Genomic DNA, 24,356 nt, shown 5'->3' on the forward strand with positions numbered 1-24,356 from the left:
GGTTGTGTTTTTGCTGAGGGGCCGGCGCAGTTCATCGGGGATATCGAACTCAACGATCACCGGTGTTGCGCCCCGACGGCCTCGCACAAGGGATCGGGCAAGGTTCAGCGCACCGCTTCGGCGTCGGCTTCGGTCAGGGACAACAGCGCCCGGACGTCCTCTTCCGTCAGGCGGAATGCGGACGGGTCTTTTTCACTCTCGATCACCCGGTCGAACAACGCCTGTTTTTTCATCTGCAGGGCGTACATCCGCTCCTCAATTGTTCCTTTGGCGATCACCCGGAGCACGAGGACGGGATTTTTCTGCCCGATCCGATGCGCCCGGCCGATGGCCTGGGCGTCCACCGCCGGATTCCACCACAGGTCATACAGGATCACCGTGTCCGCTCCGGTGAGATTCAGCCCCGTCCCCCCGGCCCGCAGGGAAATGAGGAACACGCCCCGCTCACCGGCGTTGAATGCGTCGGCCATGGCCAAACGATCTTTGGGTGGGGTGCGGCCGTCGAGATAAAAGGCCTCGATTCCTTCCTGGGCCAAGCGCCCGCGAATGCGCTCCAGCATCTGGGTGAACTGGGAGAAGACCAGGGCCCGCCGCCCCGCCACCCGGTAGTCCCGCAGCAGTTCCAGAAGGGCTTCCAGTTTGGCGGAGCTTCCGTCGTACTCCGGCACCACCAGGGCCGGATCGGCGCAGACCTGGCGCAGCCGAGTGATTAGGGCGAGGATGGCGATGCGATTTTCCGTCAATCCGCCTTTCTGCATGAGCTGCTGGGCCCGGAGTTGGGCGTCGTTCAAGAAGGCCAGGTAGGCCGCCTTCTGTTTGTCGTCGAGCTCCACCCAGTGGATCATCTCCGTGCGCTCCGGGAGATCTCTGAGGACATCTTTTTTTGTCCGCCGCAGAATAAAGGGGCGGACCCGGCGCCGGGCCTGTTCCGGCGAGAGATCTTTGAACCGCTGAAGGGGCGGGAAAAGTCCGGGCATCAAGGTGTGAATGATCGACCAGAGATCGTCCAGGGCATTTTCGATGGGCGTCCCGGTCAGGGCGAACCGCTTCGGGGCCTGGATCTGTTGGACCGCCCGGAAAATCTGGGTGGTGTGGTTTTTGACGGTCTGGGCCTCGTCCAAAATCAAATGTTCAAAAGGAATTTCCGCATATTGGGCGATGTCTTGTCGGAGCAACGGGTACGAGGTGACGGCGATGTCCCCTGCCTGCAGATTTTGCAGTTTCTGGTTCCGGCTCTCGGGTGGCCCGTCCACCACAGTGACCCGCAGGGAGGGGGCGAAACGGCGAAATTCGGCCTCCCAGTTATACATCAGCGAAGCCGGCACCACGAGGAGGGAGGGTCGATCGGTGGGCGCCGTCTCCCGCTCGGAGAGCAAAAAGGCAATGGTTTGCACCGTTTTTCCCAGGCCCATTTCATCGGCGAGAATACCCCCCAGGGAATAGTGGGCGAGCGTCTTCATCCAGCGAAAACCGGTGAGTTGATAGGGGCGCAAAGCGGTGCGAAGGCCCGCCGGCGGGGCGATTTCCAAGGCTTCCGGGTCACTGAGGGACTCCACCAAAGTTCGAACGGCCGTGCTGTACCGGGTCACCCCCCGGGTGTCGTCGGCGTCAACGAGGAGCGCCGTCTTGTACAGAGGCACGCGAAATCCTTGGGTATCCCGGCCTTTCCGGGATGAGGATCGCGCGTCTCCCAACACCGTTTGGAGCACCGATCGGGCCCTGCGGAAGGATTCATCTTCCAGGGAGAGAAAAGCACCGGATTCGAGGCGCACGTAGCGCATGCCCCGCAGCAGAGCTTGCCGAATCTGTTCGACCTCCGCCGGGTCGACCCCGTGGACGTCGAAACGCACGGTCAGCCAGCCCCCGGCCGGGTCGAGATCGAAGCGAATCTCCGGTTGTGGCTGCACGTCGGTGACGTAGGCGGAGGCGCCATCGGACAGGTAGAGACTGACGTGGTCCAAGGCCGTCAAGGCGGGAACCGTTTCGTGAAAAAACCGATAAAGCGTTTCGTCCTCTTTTGGGACGGACAGTTTCGCCTGTCCCCCGGGACCCGATTTGACGGTTACAGGGCCTTCGTTCAGGATCGAAATGACCTGCATTTCCCGATCCATGTCTCTGATGTAAATCTTATCCATAGACGGCGAGACGGCACGGTCGGCGTCCTCATGTGGAGATTCCGGCGCAGATCCGGCCACCGGGCGAAACACCGCATCCTCGTAATGAAAAGAGACGTCCAGGGAAAGGGCGTCGGGCCCCTCGTCCACAAGCACCTCGGTGCGCAGGGGGAATTTTGCAATCTGTTTCGATAAAGACGGTTGGACACGAATTTTGCCGATTGTCTCCAAAGCCGGAACGGTCAGGGACAGGGCGGTGCCCACCAGATCCCTGGGGATGGAGAGCTGGGGCTGGGGGCGCTCGTAAGAGCGAAGAAACCCGCCGGGCCTCGTTTCAGAGCGCAGCGCCTGTATGAAGCTGGAGACCAGATTGTCCTCCTGTTCGGACAGGCGATACAACGTTCCGTCTACCACCAGCCACCGGTAAGCTGCCAAGTACTCAGCCCGGGCCAAGGGGGCGAGATCCAACCGAACGCCCCCTTCCGTCGTTTTGTCGCCCGGGAGCAGGCGGAATTCCAGTCCCGCACTCGGCAGGGGATCCTCGGCTACGACAATTGGCGCCGGGGCGGCGTTGCCGTGGGCCATGAAGATCTGTCGGCCGCGAAGTTCGTCGAGCAGAGCGTTTGCCGCCGCCGGGGGCAGCGCCATACGGCGGTCGCCGAGTTTGCGATCGTAAGAATAATAGCCATTCACCGAGCGATAAAAACTTTCTCCGGCCATCACTTGGCTGAGCACCCGCATTGCCGCCAAATCCTCAGAGGCGATATCGTGCAACTCCGGCTGATACGAGAACCTCGGCGTCAGGGGGTGGGGGGCGCCGATCTGAACATCCCGAATAAAATCCCGGATATTCTTGACCACAAAAGTGCGGTCCACCCCGGCTTTCAGCTCAAGGCTCACGTGGCCCTCGTGAACGAGAATATAATCGATAGAAAGGCGGGAGGTTACCCGGCGTCCCGGGGCGGGGACAGGACCAGCCGATGTCCCGCTCGGTTGGTGTTCCGATTCCAGCAAGTCCCCCAACTTTCGGATGAGGCCGGTGACGGCTGTCCGGGCCTTCTGGAATTCTTCGTCCCGAGCCCGGTTGGCGCGGGTGGCACGTGGTTTGCTGGCGCTCGTCGTAGGGTCATTCCCGGGCTCTGAGCCCACGGCCATGCGGGCCTCGTCCCCGGGGGCTGGATTGTCTTCAAAGACTGCGGAGGAGCGGCGACCTGTACGGGGTTGGCCAGCTGGATCGGCATCCGGCTCCAGAAAGCCATGCTCAAGTAGATACAACAGTGCTGCGGCGATATGTTTACACACACCCATGCGTGCAAACGCCGGGCAGGAACACCACAGGAGTTCCAGGCTGCCCTGATGGTCTTCGAGAATGACCCGGTACTCCTTGCTTCCCAAGACGGAACATTCCCACCGCAGTCGGCCGTTGGTCGAGCGATCCCCTTCCGGCGGACTGGTGAGTTGCACGCGCCCTTGCTCCGCGTAACGTTTTCCGCGATTAAAAGTGGCTCGGTCGCCGATCAATGCCAAAATTTCTCTCGATGTGGTCGGAAACGGTTGCATGTGTATCCCCTCGGCCGGTCAAATATTCTCATCTTCTCATTGTACACCACCTGGCGAAGGGTTTGGGAGTCGCGGACAAGAATTACGACCGCCCGGCCACCGTTGAGGCCTGTTGGACCGGATCCCACACGGAATTGAAGGGCGGGGCGTAGGACAGGTCCAGTTCCTGCAGCTGGTCGATGGTTAAGCCTGCGTACAAGGCGGTGGCGATCACGTCGATCCGCTTGTCCACCCCGTGTTTCCCCACGATTTGCGCCCCAAGCAGTTTCCGATTCTCCTTGTGATAGAGCAGTTTCAGGTGTAGCTGCTCCCCGTTCGGGTAGTAACCGGCGTGGTCCCGGGAGCGGATGGATACGACCTCGTAGGGAACGCTGAGCTGCTTGACCTCGCGCTCCGACAGCCCGGTTCTGCCCATCGCCACATTCAACACCTTCATGATCGCCGACCCCACCACTCCGGCAAAATGCGCATCCCCGCCGCCCATATTGGTCCCGGCGATGCGCCCTTGCTTGTTGGCCGTCGTTCCCAAGGGAATGTAATCTTCGGCCTCTTTCACCCGGTGATGGTGAACGGCGCAATCACCTGCGGCGTAAATATTCGGCCGATTGGTCCGCAGCCTGTCGTCGACGCGGATCGCCCCTTTGACTCCTAACTCAATTCCTGCGTTCTTGGCGAGCTCACTGTTGGGGAGGATTCCGATGGCCACGAGCACAAGGTCAGCCGGGTGAAAGCCCGTCTTTGTTTCCACCCCCGTGACGCGGCCTTTCTCTCCTCGCAGAGCCACCACCTCTTCGTTCAGAGCCACGCGAATGCCATTTTGCTCCAATTCCTGTTGGGCCAGGTGTGCCATCTCCGGGTCAAAGGTGCCCGCAACTTGGGGCGCCAAGTCCAACACCGCGACTTCTTTCTTTAAATGATGAAACGCCTCGGCCATCTCCAGGCCAATGTATCCTCCGCCCACGATGACGACCTTGGAAACATGTTCCTTTCGCACCCAACCCTGAATTCGGAGGGCGTCGTCCATATCTTTGAGGGGGAAAACCCCTTCCAGGTCCCGTCCTTCCCACTGGGGAAAAATGGCGTGTCCCCCGGTGGCGATGAGGAGGGTGTCGTAAGAGAAGCGCTTCTCGCTTCCCTCGGCCAGATCTTTCACGATCACCGCGTTTTCTTCGGGCAGAATCTTCGTGACCTCGTGGCGGATGAAAACCTCGATGCGGTACTTGTCCCGAAACTCCTCGGGGGTGCGGGCGATTAAATTCCTGGCCTCCGGCACCACGCCCCCGATGAGATACGGAAGGCCGCACTGGGCGTAGGAGAGGGTCGATCCCTTTTCAAAGGCGAGGATTTCCGCGTCCGGTTGCAGGCGGCGGATTTGCGACGCGGCGCTCATCCCCGCTGCGTCCCCGCCGATGATGACAAAGCGTTTTCTCATTGTTTTCAGCCCCTTTCGCTCCTCTTTATACTACCCGAGGTACGGCGGGACACACAACGGGGGATGAGGGATGGGCCGCCCACTCGTTTTCGGAAGGCTGTTCTTTTAAGCCAACGGCGCGCCGTTACGGTCGGTCAAGAAATTTCACGTTACCGGTCAAGGCGTCGATATATTGGATGAGGTGAGCGGGATCGAACTCGTAGATGAGTTGTGCCTGGGGAGCGACTTGATTGCCCAACTCCGGCCAGCGATAGATCAAGTGAATCGGTTGATTTTGCATGAAAATCTCTTTGGCCTTGTCTGCGGCAAGGGTATTGACATTGTCGGGCAGGGCAAGGCTCGGTGCCGGCGGGATGGAGAATCCCACCACGTGCCCGGTGGTGGCATCGACGCTCACCAGGTAGCTGTGATCGGCGATGGGCACCCCCTGATGAAGGGGGAAGAAGGCGTAGAGATAGACCGGAATTGGCTGGAAAAGATTGTTCGGATCTTTAGCGGGATCATACCAGTCCGGCAGCCGTCGCGGGTTGGACAAGTCGGTTACCCGGGCCAGTTGAAGGCTCTGTGTGCCGCCCGGCAAGACCTGCTGGAGAAAAGCGACGGCCTTCGCTTCTCCCTCCCGGGTCGTGACGGTCGCCGGCTTACCCCGCAGGGCTTCAAAATTCATGTTCACGGTGACCAAATGGCCAGCGGCATCGAGGACCGCCGTGATCTCTTTCTGCGGCACTGATTCCGTATGCGCACTGGGCGTCGGGGTGCCAGGGTTTGATCCCGGCGAACTGTCAGAAGACTGGGGAGGCAGCTGGGTCCAGGTGTAGATCTTGTATCCGTCCCCGAAGGCCGATTCCCCGGGCAGCGTTCGGGAGCGGAAGGTCATCCCGGACAGATCGATCTGCATGAGTTTAGCCAAAAGGCGCTCGGCACTTTGTCGGTCTGTGGCCACTAGGGTATCACCCCGCCCGTTTGCCTCGTAGGTGCGGTTAATCGTAGTGCTCACCAAGGAGGGGTATACCCATTGCACCGGCTTTCCGGTGAAGGCGTCCACGGCAGCCACATTGCCGGCAAAATAACCGAGAATCGGTTGGTAGGTCGGCACGGCTTGCCCCTGGGCGTTGAACTGGAATGGCGATTCCAGATACTGTTTCTCCAGTTGAAGTTGATCGGACAAAGCGCGGCGGGCCTGGTCCGCGGAGATCACCCCGGTGGGTTTTGGCAACTTGGAGCTGTCGAAAGGCCGTTCGATGCGCATCTGGACTACGTGACCGAATGGGTCGACGGAGATGTGAATCGAATTTTGTGGGAACAGGATCCCGTTTACTTTCTCGCCAAAACGCACATCGGCGTAGCGCCAGTCAAGGCGAGTTTGTCCGGCAAGGGAGCCGGCCGGGTTTGGTGAAGAATCGCTTTGGGGTCCGGGGGCGGCGTCCTCCGGCCTCACCGTCGGCCCTGTGGTTGGACCCGGGTCTGCGCTCGGGGGCGGCACGGGACCGGTGATCTGGGTCTCACTGAAGGAGTTCACGTCAACGAAAGCCCAATCTGGAAAGGGAGGGGGAATCGTTTGTAAAAACTGGGAAGCGACCTTCACGGCCATCTGGGTATCCACCGGTTGATCGCCGGCCCAAGCCGGATTATTTCGCGAGAACCCAAGTATATCTCCGGTGAAGGCGTCGACGTCAGCGTGAAGGATATCCACGGGCGGGGAGGATGGGTCCCGGGGTATCGACAGGTCTGCCGCTGAAAACGTCAGATTCCAAGTGGGCACAACTGTCCCGCCCGCGCGTGGCAAAATCTCCGGGGGAAGACCCTGTGGATTGTAAAATGCCCGCACGTAGGGGAGCTCCTTCAGGCCGCCGAAAAGGGCGCGCACCCGGGCCACCGCCTTTTCTTCCGGCAAAGCGTCTGGCGGTGGAGGGGTGCGCTCGGGAGGTCCCAGAAACCGCAGGCCCGCGGAGGAGCCGTCCTTTGTGGCGGGCGAGGTGGGGGCCGCCGAGAGGGTGACGACACTCCGGGGTGCCGAGACGGAGGTGAGATCGGCGGCCTGGGCCGAACTGGTGTCGAGGGCAATCGGGGATCCGAGGGTGACGACGACCAGAGCGGCGGCGGACCAGGTGGTGGTGCGATGGAGGTCCATTTTGTATAGTCTCCTCTCTCATTGGAATATGATCGACGATTAGCACATTTTGGCATCGTCTTTATTGTATCGTTAGCTGTGGAGTCCGGTCAACTGACGGAGGGAGTCCGCGAGGATGCCCTGCAAAGGGATCACCTCGCACCACCTGCGCAAGGAATTTCCGCATGCCATATGTAGTGCGGTTTAACGTGAGCGGGGGTGTGGCCGGTGGAAGAATATGGGCCGTCGAAAATCGAGGGGGGTGGTGTGTCCACCTTTTGAAAAACTACTTCATAAAAATGTATGCGGCAGGGAGACATTGGACAGAGTAATCGGAAACCTTGTCTGGTACCGTCAAATCTCCGGGCAACGCGGGTGGCGGTGTCCCTGTGTGCTGCGGCGGGCCGATCATCGATGTGAGGGCGGAGTCGCCGCCCCGCGGCCTCCGGGGGGGCGAGGAGCGGCTGGCTCCGGCATTCGGCCGCATTCGCCCGCATTGGCCGGTAAAAAATCGCGCATTCCCGAGCGTGCGGGCGCATATGGGCGAATGAGGCCGGTTGCCCTGGCGAATCCGGGGATCACCCGGGTTGAGTCCGGGCCCTCCGCGGGCCTATAATCATCTTCGCTGCCCCGATGGGCTCACCCCCGGGGCGGCCGGGAAGCGATGCGCGGCGGAGGCCGCGGGCGTTTCCACGAACTACCGGTTGCATCATCGACCGGGATGTGATAGAGTATCTCTTGTCGCCGCTTCAAGCGGCACCTCGATCCTTGAGAATCAAACAGTACGCCACTTCAAGCCCGGATGAATCTTTTCACGGAGAGTTTGATCCTGGCTCAGGACGAACGCTGGCGGCGTGCCTAATACATGCAAGTCGAGCGGGTCTCCCCGGGGCTTGCCCCGGGGAGATCAGCGGCGGACGGGTGAGGAACGCGTGGGCAACCTGTCCGACAGACCGGGACAACGCCTGGAAACGGGCGCTAATTCCGGATAGGCGCCAGGGGCGCATGCTCTTGGCGGGAAAGGGGAAACCCGCTGTCGGGTGGGCCCGCGTCGCATTAGCTGGTTGGTGGGGTAACGGCTCACCAAGGCGACGATGCGTAGCCGGTCTGAGAGGGTGGACGGCCACACTGGGACTGAGACACGGCCCAGACTCCTACGGGAGGCAGCAGTAGGGAATCTTCCGCAATGGGCGAAAGCCTGACGGAGCGACGCCGCGTGAGGGACGAAGGCCTTCGGGTTGTAAACCTCTGGCTTTGGGGACGAGGGCACCGGGGGGACCCGGTGAGGGACGGTACCCAAGGAGGAAGCCCCGGCAAACTACGTGCCAGCAGCCGCGGTAAGACGTAGGGGGCGAGCGTTGTCCGGAATCACTGGGCGTAAAGGGCGCGCAGGCGGCGATGCACGTCCGAGGTGAAAGGCAGCGGCTCAACCGCTGAGGGGCCACGGATACGGCATGGCTTGAGGGTCGGAGAGGCAAGGGGAATTCCTGGTGTAGCGGTGAAATGCGTAGAGATCAGGAGGAATACCGGTGGCGAAGGCGCCTTGCTGGACGACGCCTGACGCTGAGGCGCGAAAGCGTGGGGAGCGAACAGGATTAGATACCCTGGTAGTCCACGCCGTAAACGATGAGTGCTAGGTGTGGGTGGGGATGCCCATCCGTGCCGAAGGAAACCCAATAAGCACTCCGCCTGGGGAGTACGGCCGCAAGGCTGAAACTCAAAGGAATTGACGGGGGCCCGCACAAGCGGTGGAGCATGTGGTTTAATTCGAAGCAACGCGAAGAACCTTACCAGGGCTTGACATCCCTCTGACACCTTCAGAGATGGAGGGTTCCCGTTTGGGACAGAGGAGACAGGTGGTGCATGGTTGTCGTCAGCTCGTGTCGTGAGATGTTGGGTTAAGTCCCGCAACGAGCGCAACCCTTGCTCTGTGTTGCCAGCACCCTGGGTGGGCACTCACAGGGGACTGCCGGCGAGGAGCCGGAGGAAGGCGGGGATGACGTCAAATCATCATGCCCCATATGTCCTGGGCTACACACGTGCTACAATGGGCGGTACAACGGGGAGCGAAGGGGCGACCTGGAGCGAATCCCTGAAAGCCGTTCGTGGTTCGGATTGCAGGCTGCAACTCGCCTGCATGAAGGCGGAATCGCTAGTAATCGCGGATCAGCATGCCGCGGTGAATCCGTTCCCGGGCCTTGTACACACCGCCCGTCACACCACGAGAGTCGGCAACACCCGAAGTCGGTGGGGCAACCGGAAGGGGCCAGCCGCCGAAGGTGGGGTCGATGATTGGGGTGAAGTCGTAACAAGGTAGCCGTATCGGAAGGTGCGGCTGGATCACCTCCTTTCTAGGGAGCAAGGCAAGGCGAAGGGGTTGGGGTGGGCGTACTGTTTGATTCTGAGGGAGCGAGGCTCTCTCTTGTTCCTTGAGAACTGAAAAGCCACGCAGCGAGAGAAAGTAGGAAAGGCGCACGGTGGATGCCTAGGCGCTGGGAGCCGAAGAAGGACGGGGCGAACGCCGAAACGCCCCGGGGAGCCGTAAGCAGGCTGGGATCCGGGGGTGTCCGAATGGGGGAACCCGCCGTCTGGGAGAGGCGGCATCGGCGGCTGAATGCATAGGTCGTCGAGGGCAGACCGGGGGAACTGAAACATCTCAGTACCCCGAGGAGAAGAAAGCAACCGCGATTCCCCAAGTAGCGGCGAGCGAACGGGGAGAAGCCTAAACCGGTCTTTTAGGGGGCCGGGGTCGAGGGGCGTCCCGTAGGGAGTGAGAAACCGGGTGGGTAGGAGAAGGGTCTGGGAAGGCCCGCCGGAGAGGGTGAGAGCCCCGTATCCGAAACCGACCGGGCTCCGGGGCGGACCCCGAGTAGGGCGGGGCACGAGGAATCCCGCTTGAATCCGGGAGGACCACCTCCCAAGGCTAAATACTCCCCAGCGACCGATAGCGGAGAGTACCGTGAGGGAAAGGTGAAAAGCACCCCGGGAGGGGAGTGAAAGAGGACCTGAAACCGTGTGCCGACAAGCAGTCGGAGGGCGACGTTAAGCCTGACGGCGTGCCTTTTGTAGAATGAACCGGCGAGCGGCCGTATGAAGCGAGGTTAAGGCCTTCAGGGCCGGAGCCGAAGCGAAAGCGCGTCTGAAGAGGGCGAGAGTTTCATGCGGCAGACCCGAAACCGGGTGATCTACCCCTGACCAGGGTGAAGTGGCGGTGAAACGCCATGGAGGCCCGAACCTGTTGGTGTTGAAAAACCATAGGATGAGTTGGGGGTAGGGGTGAAATGCCAATCGAACCCGGAGATAGCTGGTTCTCCCCGAAATCGCTTGAGGGCGAGCGTGCGGCGGTGAAGGCGGGGGCGGTAGAGCACCGATTGGGGGAGGGGCCCGCGAGGGTTACCGAGCCGAGTCGAACTCCGAATGCCGTCGTCGGATGCCGTGCAGTGAGACTGCGAGTGATAAGATCCGCGGTCGAGAGGGAAACAGCCCAGACCGACGGCTAAGGTCCCCAAGGGCGGGTTAAGTGGGAAAGGAAGTGGCCGTGCGAAGACAACCAGGATGTTGGCTTAGAAGCAGCCATCATTGAAAGAGTGCGTAATAGCTCACTGGTCGAGTGCGGCTGCGCCGAAAATGAAACGGGGCTCAAACCCGCGACCGAAGCCTCGGACAGGAGACTGTGGTAGGGGAGCGTTCCCGCGTGGGGGAAGCACGACCGGGAGGGCGTGTGGACGTGCGGGAAGTGAGAATGCCGGTATGAGTAACGAAAGACAGGTGAGAATCCTGTCCGCCGAAAGCCGAAGGGTTCCTGGGGAAGGTTCGTCCGCCCAGGGTTAGTCGGGACCTAAGCCGAGGCCGAAAGGCGTAGGCGAAGGGCAACGGGTGGAGAATCCCGTACCACCGAGGTCCGTTTGAGCGAAGGGGGGACACAGGAGGACAGGGGAGCGGCCGGCTGGAAGAGGCCGTCCAAGCGGCGAGGGGGTCACGCAGGGAAATCCGCGTGGCGGAAAGCCTGAGCCGTGATGGGGAGGGAAGATGAGTACCGAAGTCCCTGGGTTCACACTGGCGAGAAAAGCCTCTAGCGAGGACCTGGGTGCCCGTACCGGAAACCGACACAGGTTGGCACGGAGAGGATCCGAAGGCGACCGGGAGAACTCTCGTTAAGGAACTCGGCAAAATGGCCCCGTAACTTCGGGAGAAGGGGCGCTCCGGTAGGGTGAGGGGTCCCCACCGGCCTGGGCGAAAGCCATGGGCCGGTGGGGAGGGAGCCCGAGGGAGCCGCAGAGGAGAGGCCCAAGCGACTGTTTAGCAAAAACACAGGTCTCTGCGAAGCCGGAAGGCGAAGTATAGGGGCTGACGCCTGCCCGGTGCTGGAAGGTTAAGGGGAAGGGTGAGAGCCCTGAACCGAAGCCCCAGTAAACGGCGGCCGTAACTATAACGGTCCTAAGGTAGCGAAATTCCTTGTCGGGTAAGTTCCGACCCGCACGAAAGGCGTAACGACTTGGGCGCTGTCTCAACGAGAGACCCGGTGAAATTGTAGTCCCTGTGAAGATGCAGGGTACCCGCGGCTAGACGGAAAGACCCCGTGGAGCTTGACTGTAGCCTGATATGGGAGATGGGTCGGTCATGTACAGGATAGGTGGGAGGCGGAGAACTCCGGGCGCCAGCCCGGGGGGAGCCGACGTTGGGATACCACCCTTGGCGGATTGATCTTCTAACCTGCGGCCGTGAACCGGTCGGGGGACAGTGTCAGGTGGGCAGTTTGACTGGGGCGGTCGCCTCCCAAAAGGTAACGGAGGCGCCCAAAGGTTCCCTCAGCGCGGATGGACATCGCGCGGCGAGTGCAAAGGCACAAGGGAGCTTGACTGCGAGAGGGACGTCTCGAGCAGGGACGAAAGTCGGGCTTAGTGATCCGGCGGCACTGAGTGGAAGGGCCGTCGCTCAACGGATAAAAGCTACCCCGGGGATAACAGGCTGATCTCCCCCAAGAGTCCACATCGACGGGGAGGTTTGGCACCTCGATGTCGGCTCATCGCATCCTGGGGCTGAAGTCGGTCCCAAGGGTTGGGCTGTTCGCCCATGAAAGCGGTACGCGAGCTGGGTTCAGAACGTCGTGAGACAGTTCGGTCCCTATCTGCCGCGGGCGGAGGAAACTTGAGAGGGGCTGTCCTTAGTACGAGAGGACCGGGATGGACCGACCGCTGGTGTCCCAGTTGTGCCGCCAGGCGCATCGCTGGGTAGCCAAGTCGGGGAGGGAGAAGCGCTGAATGCATCTAAGCGCGAAGCCCGCCTCAAGATGAGGTTTCCCACACCGTAAGGTGGTAAGACCCCTTGGAGAAGACGAGGTAGATCGGTCCGGCGTGGAAGCGCCGCGAGGCGTGAAGCGGACGGATACGAATCGGTCGAGGCTTTCTTGCGCTGTGGTGGCTTTTCGGTTTTGAGGGAACGAGGGTCGGGTGACGAGAGCGGAGGGGAAACACCTGTGCCCATCCCGAACACAGAAGTGAAGTCCTCCAGCGCCGATGGTACTTGGGCCGCCGGGCCCTGGGAGAGTAGGACGTTGCCGGGCGCGTTCCCGCAAGCCCCGCAGGTAACCACCTGCGGGGCTTTGATATGTACTTTCAAAGATCTCTCGGGTTGAGGGCATCCGCCGGGATGGCGAATGAGTAGCTTTGAATCGGCATAGGCGTGGATTCAACCCTTCCCGGGCATAATACTTCCGAGTGTCGACCGAGGGAGGGATTGGCCGATGCAGGTGGTGTTGCGTCCGGAACTTCGAACCGCCGGTGGGGAATCATTGGGGATTTTTTTGTCTCACCGCTGGATAGGAGATGTATATCTCGTCTATCGAGAAGGGCATTTACTGACCGGGACGATCCAGTTGGACAGCGGGAAATTACCCGATGATCAGGTTGACGCGGTGGTGAGTCACATTCAAGACTACGTGGCGGGCTTGGCCGGGGCGCTGGACATCAACGATGCCACAGTGGTGATGATGTACGGAGATATCGATCCGGTCTTGGAAGGTCCAGCGACTTGGACTGGTCATCGCGAGGAAAATGAAGCAGAACACGACTCCGCCCCAGACACTTCCGGGGCGAATCGCAAAGAGGCGCGCAAAACCGCCAAAGGTGAAATTGTAAATGGGTCGGCTCCCGAGGATCAGGACGAACAATACGGAGACGAAGGCCCCGAATATGATCTGGATGGTTTTCAAACCTCGTCCTGGCGCGGGGTCTCCGCCGACCCTTCCGCGGAGTCCAACAAGGAATCCGCGAAAAACCGGCTGTCGGCCAATGATCGGTCGCCGAAACGCCGGCGTCGGAATCGGGACCGACGTCAAACTCTGCATCTCTCTCTCTATAAAGAAGAGGGAAGTCACACCAAATATCATCTCCATAACGGTCATCATGAACCGATCGGCCTGGTGGCGGTGGATGAGTTGGATAACAGCGTGACGGGTCGGGTGGAATTCTGGCAGCCGCCGGGCAAGGCGACGACCAACCAAGTGGCGAGGTTATTGGCCAGAGAGTTTGCAGACGGCGACGTGCAGCGGGTCAGTTTTACGATGAACTACATGGATGAACATCTGGGAGATATGCACTTGGAAAAACAACCCCTCCATTAGTGCCCTGATGCGGCCGCACCGTTTATCCGCCGGGCGGCCGCGCTCTATGTTATAATGCGAGAAGAATAATCGGTCAGGGACAGGACTGGGATGGGGGGAATGATGCCCGTGCGGGTCGGGTTTGTCGGAGTGGGGACTATGGGAGCCCCCATGGCGCGCCGTCTCAAAGGAGCCGGATTTGAGACTCTTTTTTTTGCGCGCCGCCAGGCGGTCATCGAAACATTACAGGCAGAAGGGCTGCACTATGTTCAAAATCTGCGGGATTTGGCCGCCCAGACCGACGTGGTCTTGATGTGTTTGCCCGACGATGCCGTCGTAGACGCAGTGGGTTCAGTCGTTCTCTCTGCCATGAAGGCCGGAGGGGTGGTGGTGGATCACAGTACGGTCAGCCCCTATACCTCGCGGAGGCTGGCGGCAGAAGCGAAAAGACGAGGGATTTCTCATCTCGATGCGCCGATCAGCGGCGGTCCGATGGGGGCGGAAGCGGGCACCCTGGCCATCATGGTAGGTGGCGAGGAAGAAGCGTTTCGCCGCTGCCATCCTTTATTCGAGGCCATGGGCCGGCATATTTTCTACCTCGGCCCCAGCGGAGCGGGCAACATTGCTAAGCTTGTGAATCAACTAATCATCGGGATCACCCAAGAGGCCTTGGTGGAAGGCTTTGTCCTGGGAAGTCGAATGGGTCTCGATCCGAAATTGCTTTATGACGTCTTGGCCGTATCCACCGGGGAGAGCGCAATGTTGCACCGGAGTATCCCGAATTGTATTTTACAGAGGGATTTTACTCCAAAATTCACTGTGGATTTGCTTTACAAGGATCTTCGCCTGGCCAATGACCTCGGCCGGGGTGAAGGGATTCGCCTCCTGGAAGGGGCTGTGGCCGAGCAAGTGTTTCGGGAGGCGGCCGCGGAGGGCCTGGGCTCGGAAGATATTTCCGCTTTGGTGAAACCACTGGAACGCCAGGCCGGGGTTGTCGTGGAAAAACGGTCGTGATCAGCGGTTTTGGGGAAATGGAGAGTTGTTCCGGCGTTTCCCCCTTGGCGAATTCCGAGACTCGATATATAATGTCTACCGTGTATGGATGACTGTTCATTCACGGTAGACAAATGGATCGGCGCGTCCATGGGGGGATGAGGAAGATGAAACGGGATGTTGTACGTGTCGGCTTGATGGGGCTCGGGACGGTAGGCACGGGGGTGTACAGGGTGTTGCAGCGCAATGCGGAAGATATTGCGCTGCGGGCGGGCATTCCTGTGCGGATCGAGAAGATCGCCGTGCGCGATCCTGGGAAAGAGCGGACTGTGGACGTGCCGAAGGATCTGTTGACCACGGATGCCGACAGCTTGGTCGACGACCCCGACCTGGATATCATCGTCGAGGTCATGGGGGGCATGGACCATACCCTCGAGCTTTTGTTGCGGGCCCTGCGCAACGGAAAGAGCGTCGTGACGGCCAACAAAGACTTGATCGCCGAGCACGGCCGGATCCTTTTGGAGACGGCGGAAGCGCACCGGTGCGATTTGCTGTTTGAGGCCAGCGTTGCGGGGGGAATCCCCATCGTTCGACCTTTGAAACAGTGTCTCGCCGGCAACCGGATTTCGGAAATCATGGGCATTATCAATGGGACCACCAATTATATTTTGACGAAGATGACCGAAGAAGGCTCGGATTTTGCGACGGCCCTTCACCAAGCGCAGCAATTGGGGTACGCCGAAGCGGATCCGACGTCAGATGTGGAAGGATACGACGCGGCGCGGAAAATCGCGATTCTGGCGTCTCTGGCGTTCAATTCCTGGGTGGTGTTCCCGCAGGTGGATGTCACCGGAATTACCGAAGTGACAGACCGGGATATCCGGTACGCCGGGGAGTTGGGGTACATCATCAAATTGTTGGCCGTTGCCAAACAGGACGAGGCGGAGGAGGCGATCGAGATCGCCGTACGGCCGACCTTGGTGCCCCGGGATCATCCCTTGGCCGCGGTGGGAGGTGCGTATAACGCGATTTTTGTCCGGGGGGACGCCATTGGCCAAGCGATGTTCCACGGCCTGGGGGCAGGGGAGTTGCCCACCGCCAGTGCGGTGGCCGGGGATGTGGTGGAAGCGGTGCGGAATCTCCGGGACGGGGTGCGGGGCCGAATGCTGTGTCCCTGCTATCGGCGGAAGACGATCAAACCCATCGAGGACACCCGTTCACGGTTTTATTTGCGGGCCCTGGTGGTGGACCGTCCCGGGGTGCTCGGCGCGGTTGCCACAGTACTCGGGCAGTACGGGGTCAGCATCGCCTCGATGTTGCAAAAGTCCTCCCAAGGAGATCTGGCGGAAATCGTCGTGGTTACCCATTCGGTCCGCCAGGGGAATTTGATGGACGCGGTGGCCCGTTTGCGGGATCACGAAGTGGTGCATACGGTGCACGCGCCTTTGCACGTGGAACATTAGGCGTCTCGCGGGCTGGGGCAGTCCGGGGGGCCTCACGGATGGGTGGACGTCAATCATGCCTGGAACGGTCGTCGTAAAAATCGGCAGCAGCTCGTTGATGGAAGGGAATCACTTACACACCGGAAACATGGAGGCGGCGGCAGATCAACTGAGCGCATTGATGAAGGACGGGTGGAAGGCCGTTCTGGTCAGCTCCGGAGCGGTGGCGGCGGGGCGGATGCGCCTGGGTCTTCCGGCCGAGGGACTTACCATTCCCGAGAAGCAGGCTGCGGCCGCCGTGGGCCAGGGCGTCCTGATGCAAGCGTACGAGCGGATTTTTGAACGGCGCGGGATCATTATCGCCCAGGTTCTGCTCACCCGGGACGTGATGGGGGAGCGTCGCAGGTATGTCCATGCCCGGAACACCCTCATGACCTTGTTGCATCATCGGGTCCTTCCTATTGTGAATGAAAACGACACCGTGGCGGTGGAGGAGATCCGCTTCGGGGACAACGATGCCCTGTCAGCCCAGGTGGCGGTGATGGTGGACGCAGATCTTCTGGTCCTGCTGACAGATACGGACGGGCTTTACACCGCCGACCCCCGGGTCGATGCCGGCGCCGTTCGGATTCCCAGGCTGGTGGAGATCACTCCGCAAATTTGGCGGGCGGCGGGCCGAACCCGCTCCCGGGTGGGTACCGGGGGCATGCGTTCGAAGCTGCAGGCGGCGAGAATCGCTTCCTCCACCGGGATTCCCACCGTTATCGCGTCGGCCAGGCGGCCCCGGGCGGTTCTCGACGCAGTGGAAGGCAAAGATGGAGGGACGTATGTCGAGCCGCAGCCCCACATCCGGGGACGGAAGCGGTGGATCGCTTATAGTTCCGCCCCCCGGGGTCGCCTCATCGTAGACGAAGGCGCGGTGAGGGCGCTTTGCCGGGACGGACGAAGTCTACTTGCTCCGGGACTGTTGGATGTTCAGGGATCCTTCTCGGCCGGGGACGTGGTCAGCATTGTGGGACCGGACGGCCGGGAGATCGCCCGGGGCGTCGTGAACTACGACGCCAGGGATTTACAAAATGTCCGGGGATTGCGCAGTCAGGATATCCGGGAGATGGGTGTGGCAGCCCGAAAACCGGAAGTGGTTCATCGGGACGATTTGGTGATCATGGAGGAGGGATGGAAGTGACCCTTGTCAAAGAATTGGCGCTTCGAGCGAAAGAGGCTTCGGGAAAAGTGGCGGCGGCGGGGCCGGAGGCGCGGCAAAAGGGTGTTTTGGCCATGGCCCGGGGACTGGAGGAGCACGTCTCGAAGATCCTCGCCGCCAATGAGGAGGACGTGGCGGCGGCTCGGGAGCGGGGCGTGAGGCCGGAACTGTTGGACCGGTTGCAACTGAGTGAGCGCCGGGTGGCGGAGATGGCCGAGGGTTTGCGCCAGGTTGCAGGTCTTCCCGACGTGATCGGTGAAGTGTTGGAGGCTTGGCAACAAAAAGACGGTCTTTGGATCGAAAAGGTGCGGGTGCCTTTCGGGGTGGTCGGCATGGTTTACGAGTCCCGGCCGAATGTGACGGCGGATGCGGCGGGTTTGGTGGTCAAAGCCGGGAGTGCGGCGATTCTTCGCGGGGGTTCCGACGCCCTCCATTCCAACCGCGCCATCGTCACGGTTTTGCGGGCGAGCCTCGAAACGGAGGGGATCCCTGCGGATGCGGTGATTTTGCTGGATGACCCCGATCGCCGGGCGGTGGATGAGCTTTTGACGGCCAAGGGGCTGGTGGACCTGGTGATCCCCCGGGGGGGCGCGGGGCTGATCCAACATGTCGTGGAGACGGCCACTGTCCCGGTGATCGAAACCGGGGTGGGCAACTGTCATCTGTACGTGGACCAGGCCGCCGACCTTGACATGGCTTCGGCTCTGACCATCAATGCGAAAACCCAGCGGCCCGGAGTGTGTAACGCCATTGAGACCCTGTTGGTTCACGAGGCCGTGGCGGACGCCTTCTTGCCCGGAATCGTGGCGTCCCTGCGGGAGCGGGGCGTGGAGGTCCGCGGCTGCCCGAGGACCAGGGACGTGGTCCCCGATGTGGTGCCGGCCGGGGAGGAGGATTGGGCCACGGAATATCTCGGACTGATCTTGGCGGTTCGGGTGGTGCCGGATCTGCCGTCGGCCATCGAGCATATCAATCGCTACGGCACCCATCACTCCGAGTCGATCGTCACCGAAGACAAAGAGGCTGCGGAGCGCTTTCTTCGGGAAGTGGATGCGGCGGCGGTGTATCACAACGCCTCCACCCGCTTCACGGACGGATTCCAGTTCGGGTTCGGAGCGGAAATCGGCATCAGCACGCAGAAATTACACGCCCGGGGGCCCATGGGCCTCAAAGAATTGACCACGTACAAATACGTCATCCGGGGCAGGGGACAGGTGCGCCCGTAACAGGCTGCCGGGAGGCTTGGCGTTGCTTCGAGAACGGTTGTTGGATTCTTGTGGAGAGGAGCCGGTACGATTTTCACAATGACAGCACAAACACAATTGGCCTTTCTCGGCCCGTCCGGGACCTTCACCGAGGAGGCGGCCCGGGTCATGTCCGGCGTTTTGGCTTCAGATCTCCCTGGAGAAGAATGGGTGGCCTGCGACACCATTGCGGATGTGCTCGACCTGACGGCTTCTGGAGCCACGGCCTTCGGGGTGGTGCCCATCGAGAATTCCTTGGAGGGATCCGTGAATATCACTTTGGACTGGTTGGCCCACGAAGGGGGACTGGTCATCGCGGCGGAGGCGGCCCTGCCCGTCTCTCACCACCTTCTCGCTCGTCCGGGGGTTTCGGGAGAGCAGATCGAGGGAATTGTCAGTCATCCCCAGGCCCTGGCCCAGTGTCGGGGATATCTTCGAAACCACTTTCCAGGGGTCCCTCAGTATGCGGCTGAAAGCACGGCCGCGGCGGCGGAACGGGTTATCCGGGATCCCGAGGATTTGGCGGCGATCGGAACCCGCTTAGCCGCCCGGATCTACGGTCTAGAAATCCTTGCCAGTGAGATTCAAGACGAGGCCAACAATCGGACCCGATTTGTGTTGGTGGCCGCCCAGTCTCGGTGGACCGAGGAACAGCAGCGGGAGTTTTGTCGGCGGCACGGTGCCAGCAAAACGTCCGCCCTGATCACGCTCGGGGAAGACCATCCCGGCGCCTTATATGAGGTTTTGGCCTGTTTTGCCCGGGAACGGGTCAACCTGACCCGGATCGAGTCCCGCCCCACCCGCCGAGGACTGGGTAGCTATCATTTTTTTGTGGACATGGAGGGACAGTGGTGGGATCCGGCGGTGATTCGGGCGGTGGAGGGGATTCATGAAACTGGGGCGGCGGTTCGGGACCTCGGGACGTATCCGGTCATCGCATAATCTTCACATAACCTTTAGAAGAAACCCTTGACACTCCTTTGTCCGACCTCTATAATCCGAGATAAATATTTCAATCGGTTGCCCGTGCGGCGGCAACTCGACACGGTGAAGAAGAACACAGGCAATGACGGGGACAGGAAGACGCGGAGCTCTAAAGCCCAGAGAGTCGGGGAAGGTGGGAGCCCGGCCTTTATCTCCGATGTCCAGCTCACCCCTGAGCCTCTCGCCGAACGGCTTCCCCTGAGAGGGAGGTACCAGTAGGCGACGACGGCAAGCGGCGGCCGTTATCCCGTCGGAAGTCTCGTATTGTGAGAGACTTCACGAGGTCGTGCGTTGCGAAACGCCGACGAACCTGGGTGGTACCGCGAACAAAGCCTTTCGCCCCGGACCGTGCACCAAGTGTGCCGGGGGTGAAAGGCTTTTTCCGTTTTCCCCGATGGGGTAAGTGAGAAGGGAGAGAGAGCGGTGAGTGAAGGTCAACTCATCTACTTGAACGGGGAGTTCGTCGATCCCAAAAGGGCGACGGTCTCGGTATTCGATCACGGATTTTTGTACGGAGACGGTATTTTTGAAGGGATTCGCGCGTACGGTGGGAACATCTTTCGCCTCCGCCAGCACATTGTACGACTTTATGAGTCGGCCAAATCAATTTTGTTGCAGATTCCACTGACTTTTGAAGAGATGCAACAGGCGGTGGCGGAGACGGTGCGCAGGAATGGCCTGAAAGACGCGTATATCCGCCTGGTGGTCTCCCGGGGCCCCGGGGATTTAGGGCTCGACCCGCATAACTGCTCGGGCGCCAATGTCATCATCATCGCCGATCAGATTAAATTGTATCCGCAAGAATTTTATGATCAGGGCTTACGAGTGGTGACGGTGCCCACCCGGCGAAACAATCCGGATGCTCTCAATCCGAAAATCAAATCGTTAAACTATCTCAATAATATTTTAACCAAAATCGAAGCGAGCCGCGCCGGGGCTCTGGAGGCCTTGATTCTGAACCAGGATGGCTACGTTTGCGAAGCGTCGGGCGACAACGTGTTTATCGTGAAAAACGGGCGGGTTATCACTCCACCCACATATCTCGGGGCGTTGGAGGGGATCACGCGAAACGCGATCATCGAAATTTGCCAGCGGGAAGGCATCCCGGTGGCCGAAGAGCCCTTTACCCGGCACGATGTGTTTGTCGCCGATGAATGTTTTCTGACGGGCACCGCCGCGGAGTTGATCCCGGTGGTGGAGGTGGACGGCCGGGAAATCGGTCGGGGCGTCCCCGGGGAGATGACCAAGCGGTTGCTGGAGCATTTCCGGGCCTTGACTCGGGTGGACGGCTATCAGGTGTATCCCGAAGCCGCCTCCCATCAGGTCTAAAACCAAGACGACGGGGTTGAGGTGAAAAAGGATGGAAACGCAAAAGCTGGAGGTTGTGCCCGAACCTGAGGCCTCGGCCCCGGCGGCCGGCCCCAGGGTGATGACCGGGGCGGAGATGTTGGTGGAGTGTTTGAAACGGGAAGGCGTGGAGATCATGTTCGGGTACCCCGGCGGCGCGGTGTTGCCCATCTACGACGCGCTGTACGGTTCCGGAATCAGGCATATCCTCACCCGGCATGAACAGGGAGCGGTTCACGCGGCAGAGGGGTATGCCCGGGTGACCGGGCGGCCCGGGGTGGTGCTCGCGACCTCCGGGCCGGGGGCCACGAACTTGGTGACGGGGATCGCCGATGCGTATATGGATTCCACTCCTCTGGTCTTGTTTACGGGCCAGGTGGCCACGGACCTCATTGGCAGCGATTCCTTCCAGGAAGCCGACATCATCGGGATCACCATGCCGATCACGAAACACAGTTATCAGGTGCGGGACGCCGCGGATATTCCCCGGGTGGTGCGGGAAGCGTTTCATATTGCCGCCACCGGCCGGCCGGGGCCGGTACTGATCGATGTGCCCAAGAATGTCGCAAACCAAAAGGCGGTGTTTGAGTGGCCCGAGCGCGTTTTTATCCGGGGCTACAACCCGACGTATACACCCAATCCCACCCAGTTGTCGAAAGTGACGGAGGCAATCCGGGAGTCCCGGCGGCCGCTGCTGTACGTCGGCGGCGGCGTGGTCCATTCCGGGGCTGCTGAAGAGTTGCGGGAGTTTGCACACAAAACGGGCATTCCCGTGGTTTCCACCCTGATGGGACTGGGGGCGTTTCCTTCCGCCGATCCGCTGTTTGTCGGCATGCTGGGCATGCACGGGACCTTCGCGGCCAACCGGGCGGTGATGGAATGCGATCTCCTCATCGCCGTGGGGGCGCGGTTTGACGACCGGGTCACGGGCAAATTGGAACGATTTTCGCCGCATTCAAAAAAGGTGCACATCGACATCGACCCGGCGGAGATCGGGAAAAACGTGGCGGTGGATCTGCCCCTGGTGGGCGACGTGAAACGGGTGCTGTCGGCCATGCTCCCCGAGGTGGGACCGGTGGGGACCAAGGCCTGGCTCGAGCAGATCCGGGCCTGGGATGAACAGTGGCCCCTGGGCTACAAAGCCGAGCCGGGGGTGTTGAAACCCCAGCAGGTTCTGGAGATGCTGTGGGACGCGACCCAGGGCGAGGCGATCCTCACCACCGAGGTCGGACAACATCAGATGTGGGCGGCCCTGTTCTACCGGTTTAAGCACCCCCGGCAGTGGGTCACCTCCGGAGGGCTTGGAACGATGGGTTTCGGGTTTCCGGCGGCGATGGGGGTGCAGTTGGCAAAACCGGGCGAAACGGTCATCTGTGTGGCCGGGGACGCCAGCTTCCAGATGAATATCCAGGAGCTTCAGACGGTGGCGGAAAACGACCTGCCGGTCAAGGTGGCAATTATCAACAACGGGTTTCTTGGCATGGTGCGGCAGTGGCAGCAGTTGTTTTACGACCGCCGTTACGCGGAGTCCCGGGTGGGAGCTCCGGATTTCGTGAAGGTGGCGGAAGCGTACGGGATCCGCGGCCTTCGGGCCCAGACGCCGGAGGAGGCCCGGGAAGCCATTCGCGAAATGCTCGCTCACCCCGGACCGGTCGTCGTCGATTTTGTCGTCCCTGAAGAAGAAAATGTCTTCCCGATGGTGCCTCCCGGGGCGGGCACCGATGAGATGATCGGGAGGTGGGACGATTGAAGCACGTTCTCTCGGTCCTGGTCAACGATCAACCGGGGGTGCTGGCCCGGGTCGCCGGATTGTTTTCCCGGCGCGGGTTCAACATCGAAAGCATCACCGTGGGCAACGCCGAGGAAGCAGGGCTGTCCCGCATGACCTTGGTCACCTCCGGTGATGAACGAACCCTGGAACAGATTATGAAGCAGCTCCACAAATTGGTAGATGTCATCAAGGTGAACGACTTGACGGAAGAGGCCATGGTGGCCCGGGAGTTGGTCCTTATCAAAGTGGCGGCGACGGCGACCACTCGGCCGGAGATCACCCATCTCATTGAGCCCTTCCGGGCGGCGATCGTGGATGTGGGCCGGAACAGCTTGGTGGTCCAGGCCACCGGCGATATGGATAAAATCGACGCCTTGATCGAGCTCCTTCGCCCTTACGGCATCAAAGAGATCGCCCGAACCGGCGTGACCGCTTTGATGCGGGGCAGCTTGGTCAAAGTGCGAGTCTGACCGTTTTAAGAGCGGCGGCAAATCTCTTGATTCACATTCTTGTACAGATGGGAGCGAATCGTTTTGTCATTGAAAATCTACTATGAACAAGACGCGGATTTGAAATTGTTGGACGGGAAGACGGTTGCGGTGCTGGGTTACGGCAGTCAGGGCCACGCCCAAGCGCAAAACCTTCGCGACAGCGGCGTATCGGTGGTGGTGGGACTGCGGCCGGGCCGCTCCTGGAAGCAGGCCGAGGCGGACGGGTTTGAAGTCCTGTCTGTGGCCGAGGCCACCGAGCGGGCCGACCTGATCCAAATCCTCATTCCGGACGAGCGCCAGGCCCAGACCTATCGGGAGGAGATGCTACCGAACCTGCGCAGTGGCCAGATGCTCATGTTCGCCCACGGATTCAATATTCATTTCGGCCAGATCGATCCCCCGGCGGACGTGGACGTGACGATGATCGCCCCGAAGGGTCCGGGACACCTGGTTCGGCGCACCTTCCAAGAAGGTACCGGGGTGCCGGCGCTGCTGGCGGTTCACCAGGACGCGTCCGGCAAGGCCAAAGAGGTCGCCCTGGCTTTTGCCAAAGGCATCGGGGCGACTCGGGCCGGGGTGATCGAAACCACGTTCAAAGAAGAAACCGAAACCGACCTGTTTGGCGAACAGGCGGTACTGTGCGGCGGAGTCTCCAACCTGATCAAAGCCGGTTTCGAGACCCTCGTCGAAGCCGGATACAAACCCGAGATTGCCTTCTTCGAGTGTTTGCACGAGATGAAACTGATCGTGGATCTCATGTATGAGGGCGGATTATCCCGGATGCGGTACTCCATCAGCGATACGGCGGAGTTTGGGGACTACCGGAGCGGGCCCCGGATTATCACCGAGGAAACCCGGGCCGAGATGCGAAAAATTCTCGCCGAGATTCAAAGTGGGCAATTCGCCCGGGAATGGATTCTGGAGAACCAGGCCAACCGGCCGTTCTTCAACGCCCGGCGGAAAGCGGAGCAGAATCATCCCATCGAAGTGGTGGGCGGAAAACTGCGGGAAATGATGACCTGGATTAACAAATGACCTCCGCTCTTTTACAGAGCGGTACACA

13 protein-coding genes and 3 rRNA genes are annotated in these 24,356 nt (G+C 60.7%); 13 read left to right on the forward strand and 3 right to left on the reverse strand.

Annotated features, from left to right (window positions below; all coding sequences use genetic code 11):
• Positions 1 to 104: 104 nt before the first annotated feature.
• The 3 genes from BTUS_RS04695 to BTUS_RS04705 all read right to left on the reverse strand — a co-directional run bounded on the left by BTUS_RS04695 (position 105) and on the right by BTUS_RS04705 (position 7,237).
• Positions 105 to 3,674 carry a DEAD/DEAH box helicase gene (locus BTUS_RS04695; protein WP_013074966.1) on the reverse strand — a complete coding sequence of 1,190 codons (3,570 nt, stop codon included), beginning with the start codon at positions 3,672 to 3,674 and terminating at the stop codon, positions 105 to 107.
• 82 nt (positions 3,675 to 3,756) lie between these two features.
• Complete coding sequence (locus BTUS_RS04700) at positions 3,757 to 5,106, reverse strand: CoA-disulfide reductase (protein ID WP_013074967.1); 1,350 nt, start codon at positions 5,104 to 5,106, stop codon at positions 3,757 to 3,759.
• Positions 5,107 to 5,230: 124 nt separating this feature from the next.
• Complete coding sequence (locus tag BTUS_RS04705; RefSeq protein ID WP_013074968.1) at positions 5,231 to 7,237, reverse strand: hypothetical protein; 2,007 nt, start codon at positions 7,235 to 7,237, stop codon at positions 5,231 to 5,233.
• Between the two features lie 790 nt (positions 7,238 to 8,027).
• On the opposite strand from BTUS_RS04705, the gene BTUS_RS04710 reads away from it, so the two are divergent.
• The 13 genes from BTUS_RS04710 to BTUS_RS04775 all read left to right on the forward strand — a co-directional run bounded on the left by BTUS_RS04710 (position 8,028) and on the right by BTUS_RS04775 (position 24,328).
• Positions 8,028 to 9,567 (forward strand): 16S ribosomal RNA (locus BTUS_RS04710).
• 103 nt (positions 9,568 to 9,670) lie between these two features.
• Positions 9,671 to 12,628 (forward strand): 23S ribosomal RNA (locus BTUS_RS04715).
• A 34-nt stretch (positions 12,629 to 12,662) separates the two neighbouring features.
• Positions 12,663 to 12,779, forward strand: a 5S ribosomal RNA gene (gene rrf, locus BTUS_RS04720).
• The 16S, 23S and 5S rRNA genes sit together here, the layout of an rRNA operon.
• A gap of 180 nt (positions 12,780 to 12,959) precedes the next feature.
• Positions 12,960 to 13,838: a hypothetical protein gene (locus BTUS_RS04725; RefSeq protein ID WP_013074969.1), complete on the forward strand. Its 879-nt coding sequence runs from the start codon at positions 12,960 to 12,962 to the stop codon at positions 13,836 to 13,838.
• A 99-nt stretch (positions 13,839 to 13,937) separates the two neighbouring features.
• A complete protein-coding gene (locus BTUS_RS04730; protein ID WP_169307939.1) occupies positions 13,938 to 14,831 on the forward strand; it encodes an NAD(P)-dependent oxidoreductase in 894 nt (297 codons plus the stop codon).
• 146 nt (positions 14,832 to 14,977) lie between these two features.
• Positions 14,978 to 16,273, forward strand: coding sequence for a homoserine dehydrogenase (locus BTUS_RS04735; RefSeq protein ID WP_013074971.1), 1,296 nt, complete (start codon positions 14,978 to 14,980; stop codon positions 16,271 to 16,273).
• Positions 16,274 to 16,328: 55 nt separating this feature from the next.
• Positions 16,329 to 17,438, forward strand: a complete 1,110-nt coding sequence (gene proB / locus BTUS_RS04740; RefSeq protein ID WP_013074972.1) for a glutamate 5-kinase — start codon at positions 16,329 to 16,331, stop codon at positions 17,436 to 17,438.
• Complete coding sequence (locus BTUS_RS04745) at positions 17,429 to 18,682, forward strand: glutamate-5-semialdehyde dehydrogenase (RefSeq protein WP_123809229.1); 1,254 nt, start codon at positions 17,429 to 17,431, stop codon at positions 18,680 to 18,682. Before proB ends, BTUS_RS04745 begins: the two co-directional genes overlap by 10 nt.
• 78 nt (positions 18,683 to 18,760) lie before the next feature.
• Entirely contained in the window at positions 18,761 to 19,642 is an 882-nt protein-coding gene (gene pheA / locus BTUS_RS04750) for a prephenate dehydratase (protein ID WP_041303735.1), read from the forward strand.
• Between the two features lie 465 nt (positions 19,643 to 20,107).
• Positions 20,108 to 21,013, forward strand: a complete 906-nt coding sequence (gene ilvE / locus BTUS_RS04760) for a branched-chain-amino-acid transaminase (protein WP_013074975.1) — start codon at positions 20,108 to 20,110, stop codon at positions 21,011 to 21,013.
• A 100-nt stretch (positions 21,014 to 21,113) separates the two neighbouring features.
• Positions 21,114 to 22,781, forward strand: a complete 1,668-nt coding sequence (ilvB, locus tag BTUS_RS04765; RefSeq protein WP_052300711.1) for an acetolactate synthase large subunit — start codon at positions 21,114 to 21,116, stop codon at positions 22,779 to 22,781.
• The gene (gene ilvN, locus BTUS_RS04770) at positions 22,778 to 23,272 is read left to right on the forward strand and encodes an acetolactate synthase small subunit (RefSeq protein WP_013074977.1); all 495 of its coding nucleotides are present in this window, start codon (positions 22,778 to 22,780) and stop codon (positions 23,270 to 23,272) included. The genes ilvB and ilvN overlap by 4 nt, the downstream gene beginning before the upstream one ends.
• 69 nt (positions 23,273 to 23,341) lie before the next feature.
• On the forward strand, positions 23,342 to 24,328 hold the full coding sequence (locus tag BTUS_RS04775) for a ketol-acid reductoisomerase (protein ID WP_041304997.1): 987 nt from the start codon (positions 23,342 to 23,344) through the stop codon (positions 24,326 to 24,328).
• The last annotated feature ends 28 nt before the right edge of the window (positions 24,329 to 24,356 follow it).

The organism is Kyrpidia tusciae DSM 2912 (assembly GCF_000092905.1).
GTDB lineage: Bacteria > Bacillota > Bacilli > Kyrpidiales > Kyrpidiaceae > Kyrpidia > Kyrpidia tusciae.

Coding starts and splice junctions, on each gene's coding strand:
- BTUS_RS04695 (WP_013074966.1), bottom strand. CDS start 3,674: ATGCAACCGTTTCCGACCACATCGAGAGAAATTTTGGCATTGATCGGC.
- BTUS_RS04700 (WP_013074967.1), bottom strand. CDS start 5,106: ATGAGAAAACGCTTTGTCATCATCGGCGGGGACGCAGCGGGGATGAGC.
- BTUS_RS04705 (WP_013074968.1), bottom strand. CDS start 7,237: ATGGACCTCCATCGCACCACCACCTGGTCCGCCGCCGCTCTGGTCGTC.
- BTUS_RS04725 (WP_013074969.1), top strand. CDS start 12,960: ATGCAGGTGGTGTTGCGTCCGGAACTTCGAACCGCCGGTGGGGAATCA.
- BTUS_RS04730 (WP_169307939.1), top strand. CDS start 13,938: ATGATGCCCGTGCGGGTCGGGTTTGTCGGAGTGGGGACTATGGGAGCC.
- BTUS_RS04735 (WP_013074971.1), top strand. CDS start 14,978: ATGAAACGGGATGTTGTACGTGTCGGCTTGATGGGGCTCGGGACGGTA.
- proB (WP_013074972.1), top strand. CDS start 16,329: ATGCCTGGAACGGTCGTCGTAAAAATCGGCAGCAGCTCGTTGATGGAA.
- BTUS_RS04745 (WP_123809229.1), top strand. CDS start 17,429: ATGGAAGTGACCCTTGTCAAAGAATTGGCGCTTCGAGCGAAAGAGGCT.
- pheA (WP_041303735.1), top strand. CDS start 18,761: ATGACAGCACAAACACAATTGGCCTTTCTCGGCCCGTCCGGGACCTTC.
- ilvB (WP_052300711.1), top strand. CDS start 21,114: ATGACCGGGGCGGAGATGTTGGTGGAGTGTTTGAAACGGGAAGGCGTG.